This is a genomic window from Stenotrophomonas sp. TWI273, assembly GCF_039674765.1.
Taxonomy (GTDB): domain Bacteria; phylum Pseudomonadota; class Gammaproteobacteria; order Xanthomonadales; family Xanthomonadaceae; genus Stenotrophomonas.
The window spans coordinates 1-6,509 of the sequence record NZ_JBDJOA010000038.1 but is presented as its reverse complement, the minus strand read 5'-3'; the positions used below and the strand labels follow the sequence as shown (position 1 = coordinate 6,509).

Sequence of the window (6,509 nt, the reverse complement as noted above, 5' to 3'; positions counted from 1 at the left end):
GGCCGGCACTGCACGCCGTTCGGATGCTGCAGGAGCCGGCCAGCGGCCGGCACTACAGGGTCAGGAGCCGGCCAGCGGCCGGCACTACAGCGTCAGGAGCCGGCCAGCGGCCGGCACTACAGGGCCAAGAGTCGGCATGCGGCTGGCGTTACTCGCCGATCCAGCCGTCCAGCAGATCGGCGAATTCGTCGGCGTGCTCTTCTTCCTGCGCGAGGATCTCTTCGAGGATGCGCTTGGTCGTGGTGTCCTTGTCGCCGACGAAGTTGATCATCTCGCGGTAGCTGTCGATCGCGATGCGCTCGGCAATCAGGTTCTCGCGGACCATGTCGCGCAGGTCGCTGCCTTCCTTGTACTCGGCATGCGAGCGCGCGGTGAGCGTATCCGGGTTCAGATCCGGCTCGCCGCCCAGCTGCACGATGCGTTCGGCCAGCTTGCCGGCGTGCGCCTGTTCCTGCTGTGCGTGCTCCAGGAACTCGGCCTTGATCGAATCGGCGAGCATGCCCTTGGCCATGAAGTAATGGCGGTAGTAGCGCAGCACGCAGACGTACTCGGTGGCGAGCGCATCGTTGAGCAGCTTGATCACCGCCTTGCGGTCGGCGCTGTAGCTGTCGGTGATCGCGCCATCCTCGATGTCCTTGCGGGCCTTGGCACGCAGGGTGGCGGTGTCGCTGATGCCCGGCGGGCGGGCGTTGTTGGGGGTGTTCTTGGCTGGCGTTGACATGGCTGGCCGGGTTCCTCTGTTGCGTGGGTCTAGCGGGGGAGATGCTCCAGCACGTACTGGGCCGAAGACACCTCGAATTTTCCGGGTTCCTCGATGAAGGTTTCGCGCACGACACCGTCTTCGACGTACAGCGCGAAGCGGCGCGAGCGGATGCCCATCCCGGAGCTGCTGGCATCCATCTCGAGGCCGAGGGCCCGGGTGAACTCGCCATTGCCGTCGGACAACAGCTGCAGGCCGTCGGGCACCTGCTGGCTCTCGCCCCAGGCCTTCATCACGAACGGATCGTTGACCGCCATGCAGAACACTTCGATCCCGCGGTGGCGGAACTCGGGGAACTGCTCGATGAAGCCGGGCAGGTGCCGGGCCGAACAGGTCGGGGTGAATGCGCCGGGCACGCCGAACAGCACCGCCTTGCGCGAATCGAACAGGGCATGGGTGTCGATGGTCTCCATGCCCTCGCGGATGCGCTTGAGGGTGACTTCGGGAATGCGGTCGCCAACGTGGATGGTCATACGGACTCCTTGGACACAGGCAGGGTAGTGAGGGGCATGGGATGGCCATGTCAACACGTTGAAAACCGGACGTGCAGACCCATCTGGAGCGGGAGAGGCGGGCTACCGGGGCAGCGTAGCCGGCTGGGATGTCCGCCGCATTGCGCAGGATCATTCGCGCCCGGCGTCACGGTGGGCCGGTCCGCAGCGGCTAGAATTGCGCGGACGGCGCCCGCCCACGCGGGTGGCCGAACTTAGTCGAGGTGTTTGGATGGAATTCAAGGATTACTACGCCACGCTCGGGGTGGAACCCACCGCGGGCGATGCTGAGATCAAGACCGCTTACCGCCGGCTGGCGCGCAAGTACCACCCGGATGTGAGCAAGGAAGCCGGGGCCGAGGACAAATTCAAGGCAGTCAACGAGGCTTACGAGGCGCTGCGCGATCCGCAGAAGCGCGCGGCCTATGACCAGCTCAAGGCGCAGGGCTACCGGCCCGGCGAGGAGTTCCATACCCCGCCGAACTATGGCGGTGGCCAGGGCTATGACTTCGAAGAGGTGTTCGGGGGCGGCGCCGGTGGCGGCGGCTTCAGCGATTTCTTCGAGAGCCTGTTCGCGCGCCAGCGCGGCGGTGGCGGTGGTCGCGCCAGTGGCTTCGGCGGCGCCAGCCAGGGGCCGCAGCCGACCCGCGATACCCGCGCCAAGCTGTCGGTGCCGTTGGAAGCGGCCTATCAGGGCGACAGCCTGCGCATCAACGTGGGCGGCAAGCAGCTGGATGTGCGCGTGCCCAAGGGCATCCGCCCGGGCCAGGTGATCCGCCTGACCGGGCAGGGCACCGGTGGCGGCAACCTGCTGCTGGAAGTGGAATACGCCGAGCACCCGCAGTTCGAGGTGGATGGCCGCAACATTCTGTACACCCTGCAGGTGACCCCGTGGCAGGCCGCGCTGGGGACCAGCATCAGCGTGCCGACCCTGGGCGGTGCGGTGGAGCTGAAGGTGCCGGCCGAGTCCGATGCCGGCCGCAAGCTGCGCCTGCGTGGCCGCGGCCTGCCGGGCAACCCGGATGGCGATCAGATCGTGGAGCTGGAGATCATTGCGCCGGCGCCGACCGATGAGGCGCAGAAGAAAGCGTACAAGACGCTGGCCAAGGCATTTGGCGAGAAGGTCTGAGGCAGGTGGTGCGCGGCGTCCGGGTCATCGTTGCGCACTGACCAACGGTCGGTGTCTACCGGGGCGGCCGCGATTGCCTTGGCGGTAGAAGCCGACCGTTGGTCGGCTCACCGTGCCATCAGCTCACGCCGTCGGCGGTTCCTGGTGGCTGAAAACGCGCTCCAGCACCTCGGACAGTTCGTCTTCCGAAAACGGCTTGGTGATATAGGCCTTGGCGCCCTGACGCATGCCCCACATGCGATCGGTGTCCTGGTCCTTGGTGGTCACTAGGATCACCGGAATGTGCTTGGTCGAGGCGTCGCGCGCCAGCGTGCGGGTCGCCTGGAAACCATTGAGGTTGGGCATCACCACGTCCATCAGCACCAGATCGGGCAGTTCGGCCTTGGCCGTTTCGACCCCGGCGGCGCCATCGGTGGCGGTCAGGATCTGGTGACCGAGTTTTTCGACGATCCGCTGTATCCCCAACAGCTGCGACGGTGAATCGTCGACGATCAGAATGCGTGCCATGGTGTTCCCCGTGTGATGCCCGCAGTGTAGTGCGGGCCTCGCACCGTCGTGAAGCGCCGGGCGTGCCGTCCGTCGCCCGGCTGCCACGCTCAGTCGATTCGTACCACCGTGCGGCCGTGGTGGCCGCCCGCGAGCAGGGTATCGAACGCCGCCGGCAGGCCATCCAGCCCGACTTCGCCCGTGCAGATCGTCTCCAGATGCGCCGGTTTCCAGGCGCCGCCAAGCTTCGCCCAGACCGCTTCGCGCAGATCACGCGGTGCGCTGGAGGACGACACACCGATCAGCGACACGCCGCGGATGATGAAGGGCATGACCGTCATGTCCAGCGTCGGGCTCGCGGCCAGGCCGGCACTGACCACCGAGCCGTAGGGCACGGTCTGGGCCAGCAGGCTGGTCAGCATCGCGCCGCCGGCGTTGTCCAGGCCGCCGCCGAAGCGCGCCGATTCCATCGGCCGGGCGGTCGCCAGCACATCCCGCGGCAGGACCTCGCGGGCACCCAGTCCACGCAGGTAGTCGGCCTGGTCGGCCTTGCCGCTGATCGCGTGCACCTCGAAACCCGCCCGGGTGAAGATGTCCACCGCCAGCGAGCCGACCCCGCCGGTCGCCCCGGTCACGGCCAGCGGTCCGTGGGCGGGGGTCTGCCGGTTGTCCAGCATCCGCACCAGGGCCAGCGCAGCGGTGAAGCCGGCCGTGCCCAAAATCATCGCCTCACGCGGGGTGAGTCCCGTCGGCTGCGGGATCACCGCACTGGCGGCCAGGCGCACATACGGGCTGTAGCCGCCATCGCGGGTCTCGCTCAGCCCGCAGCCGGTGGCCAGTACCGCATCGCCTTCGCGGTAGGCCGGGTCGGTCGAAGCGACCACCGTGCCGGCCACGTCGATACCACCGACCAGCGGGAAGCGTCGCAGGATCTTGCCCTTGCCGGTGCCGGCCAACGCATCTTTATAGTTGACCGAGGACCAGTGCGCGCGGAGGACCACCTCGCCGGGGTTGAGCTGGTCCAGGCCGATCGGTTCCAGCCCGGCGTGGTAGCCGGTATCGTCCTGGTGGATGCGGAAAGCGTTGAACCGGTCGGGAATTGCCATGAAGATGCCTGACGGGGGAAAACACCACCTTACCCGCTGCTCCGGCGCGCGGGGACCCTCACGGACGGTCGCGGAGGCGGTTATGAATCGTTCCCCGAGATGCGTGCCCCCTTCCAATCCTGTCGATCTGCCCCATCTAGTAGAATCGACAGCGATTTAACGTTTTAACGGTTGACGGTGCGGGAGTGGCCCGCAGGCAACCTTACCTTGATGGAGCGTGCATGGCCTGGAATACACCCGGCGGCAACAAGGGCGGACAAGGCCCCGACGAGAATCGACGTGGGCCGTTCGGTCCTCGCGGTGGCGGCAATGGCGGCGGTTGGGGCGGTTTGCCCGGTCCGCTGAAAGACCTGTTCGATGGCGGCATCCTGCGGTGGGTCGCAGTGGCTGCGGTGTTGCTGCTGCTGTTCTCCAGCTTCCAGCTGATCGGCGAACAGCAACGCGGCGTCGTGCTGCGCTTCGGTCAGTTCCATCGCATCCTGCAGCCTGGCCCGAACTTCAAGCTGCCGTGGCCGCTGGAATCGGTGACCAAGGTCAATGCCACCGAGATCAAGACGTTCAGCAGCCAGGTGCCGGTCCTGACCCGCGACGAGAACATCGTCAACGTCTCGCTCAACGTCCAGTACCGCATCGACGATCCGCGCCTGTACCTGTTCGGCTCGGTCGATGCCGACCAGGTGCTGGAACAGACCGCGCAGAGCGCGGTGCGTGAGCAGGTCGGTCGTGCCGACCTCAACAACGTGCTCAACAACCGTGGCCCGCTGGCCGTGGCCGCCGAAGAGCGCCTGCAGGCCTCGCTCGGCAGCTACCGCACCGGTCTGTCGGTGACCGGCCTGACCCTGCCCGATGCCCGCCCGCCCGAGGAGGTCAAGCCGGCCTTCGATGAGGTCAACGGTGCCCAGCAGGTCAAGGAGCGTCTGATCAACGAAGCCCAGGCCTACGCGGCCAAGGTGGTTCCGGAAGCGCGCGGCCAGGCCTCACGGGCCCGGACCACTGCTGAAGGCTACAAGCAGGCCGTGGTCGCCAAGGCGGAGGGTGATGCCGAGCGCTTCAGCCTGCTGCAGGTCCAGTACAAGGACGCCCCGGAGGTCACGCGCAAGCGCCTGTGGCTGGAAACGGTGCAGAAGGTGCTCTCGGAGAACCGCAAGATCATCGGTGGCGATGGCCGCCAGCTGATCTACGTGCCGATGCCGGGCGACAACCGCACCAGCACCAATGCCGCTCCGGCGGTGACCCCGGAAGTCATGCTGCCGTCGCTGCCTGCCAGCACGGCCGTGGATGGCGTTCGCAATGCGGAGCGTCCGACGACGCGCCCGACCGGTCGTGAGGAGGGCAGCCGATGAGAAGTTCACTGTGGATTGGTCTGGCCGTAGCGGTCCTGCTCGGCCTGCTGGGTTCGGTCTACGTGGTCCGTGAGGACCAGACCGCGATGGTGCTGAACCTGGGCAAGGTGGTCCGTGCGGACATCAAGCCGGGCCTGCACTTCAAGGTGCCGCTGGTGGAAACGGTGCGCGTGTTCGATCGCCGTTTCCAGGTGCTCGACACCGCCCCGGCCCGTTACTTCACCGCCGAGCAGAAGGACGTCAGCGTCGACTTCTTCGCCATCGGTTACATCTCCGATGTGCGCGCGTACTTCCGTGCGACCGGCGGCGATGCCCGCGTGGCCAATGCCCGCCTGGCCCCGATCATCACCGACTCCCTGCGCAACCAGATCAACTCGCGTTCGTTGCAGCAGCTGGTGTCCGGGGATCGCAGCGAACTGATCGCCAACCAGCTGACCGGCATCAACGAGTCGGTCAAGGCGCTGGGCATGCAGATCATCGACCTGCGCATCAAGCAGATCGACCTGCCGACCGACAGCCAGGTGATCAACGATGTGTACGAGCGCATGCGCGCCCAGCGTAAGCAGGAAGCGGCCAAGCTGCGCGCCGAGGGTGAAGAGCAGTCGCTGACCATCCGTGCCCAGGCCGACCGCGAGAGCACCGTGATCGTGGCCGAAGCCGAGCGCGACGCCCAGCAGCTGCGCGGTGCCGGCGATGCCGATGCCGCCCGCATCTACGGCAAGGCCGGCTCGGCCGACCCGTCGTTCTACGCCTTCTACCGCAGCCTGGAGGCCTACCGTGGCTCCATGACCGACGGCAACGGCGTGATCGTGCTCGACAAGAACGACCCGTTCCTGCAGTACCTCAAGAGCGATCGCTGAGGCCGCAGGCGGTAGTCATCCACGGGGACCCGGTGCAGACCGGGTCCCCGTTTTGTTTGTGGAGATGTCATGAAAGATCTGTTCTCGGCCCTGTGCCTGGTCGCCGTGCTCGAAGGCCTGTTCCTGTTCGCCGCCCCGTTGGCCTGGAAGCGCATGGCCGAGCAGCTGCTGATGCTGCGCAGCAGTGCCCTGCGCACCTGGGGCGGGGTGATCCTGCTGGCGGGCCTCACTACCCTGTGGTGGCTCAAGCACTGAAAGGGTTCCCGCCATGCGCTCGTTGGTAGTGGCCGGGGGGGGGGGGGGGGGGGGCGGAGGGAGGCGGGGCGCCCCGCCG

At 67.0% G+C, this 6,509-nt stretch carries 8 protein-coding genes; 4 read left to right on the top strand and 4 right to left on the bottom strand.

Annotated elements, in window-relative coordinates; translation table 11 throughout:
* Window positions 1-148 precede the first annotated feature (148 nt).
* Together ABE571_RS18715 and ABE571_RS18710 are read right to left on the bottom strand one after the other, a co-directional pair.
* Complete coding sequence (locus tag ABE571_RS18715; protein ID WP_102788120.1) at window positions 149-721, bottom strand: ferritin-like domain-containing protein; 573 nt, start codon at window positions 719-721, stop codon at window positions 149-151.
* 29 nt (window positions 722-750) lie between these two features.
* Complete coding sequence (locus ABE571_RS18710) at window positions 751-1,233, bottom strand: peroxiredoxin (RefSeq protein ID WP_102788119.1); 483 nt, start codon at window positions 1,231-1,233, stop codon at window positions 751-753.
* 250 nt (window positions 1,234-1,483) lie between these two features.
* On the opposite strand from ABE571_RS18710, the gene ABE571_RS18705 reads away from it, so the two are divergent.
* Entirely contained in the window at window positions 1,484-2,380 is an 897-nt protein-coding gene (locus ABE571_RS18705) for a DnaJ C-terminal domain-containing protein (RefSeq protein WP_313210922.1), read from the top strand.
* Window positions 2,381-2,503: 123 nt separating this feature from the next.
* On the opposite strand, the gene pilH is transcribed toward ABE571_RS18705, so the two are convergent.
* Entirely contained in the window at window positions 2,504-2,887 is a 384-nt protein-coding gene (gene pilH, locus ABE571_RS18700) for a twitching motility response regulator PilH (protein WP_313210920.1), read from the bottom strand.
* Window positions 2,888-2,976: 89 nt separating this feature from the next.
* Complete coding sequence (locus ABE571_RS18695; protein WP_346494382.1) at window positions 2,977-3,972, bottom strand: YhdH/YhfP family quinone oxidoreductase; 996 nt, start codon at window positions 3,970-3,972, stop codon at window positions 2,977-2,979.
* Window positions 3,973-4,193: 221 nt separating this feature from the next.
* Between ABE571_RS18695 and hflK the strand changes: the two genes are divergently transcribed.
* The 3 genes from hflK to ABE571_RS18680 all read left to right on the top strand — a co-directional run bounded on the left by hflK (window position 4,194) and on the right by ABE571_RS18680 (window position 6,430).
* The gene (hflK, locus tag ABE571_RS18690; protein ID WP_259259501.1) at window positions 4,194-5,315 is read left to right on the top strand and encodes an FtsH protease activity modulator HflK; all 1,122 of its coding nucleotides are present in this window, start codon (window positions 4,194-4,196) and stop codon (window positions 5,313-5,315) included.
* Window positions 5,312-6,175, top strand: a complete 864-nt coding sequence (locus tag ABE571_RS18685) for a protease modulator HflC (RefSeq protein ID WP_019186091.1) — start codon at window positions 5,312-5,314, stop codon at window positions 6,173-6,175. Before hflK ends, ABE571_RS18685 begins: the two co-directional genes overlap by 4 nt.
* Window positions 6,176-6,244: 69 nt before the next feature.
* Window positions 6,245-6,430 carry a DUF2065 family protein gene (locus ABE571_RS18680; RefSeq protein WP_121038863.1) on the top strand — a complete coding sequence of 62 codons (186 nt, stop codon included), beginning with the start codon at window positions 6,245-6,247 and terminating at the stop codon, window positions 6,428-6,430.
* The last annotated feature ends 79 nt before the right edge of the window (window positions 6,431-6,509 follow it).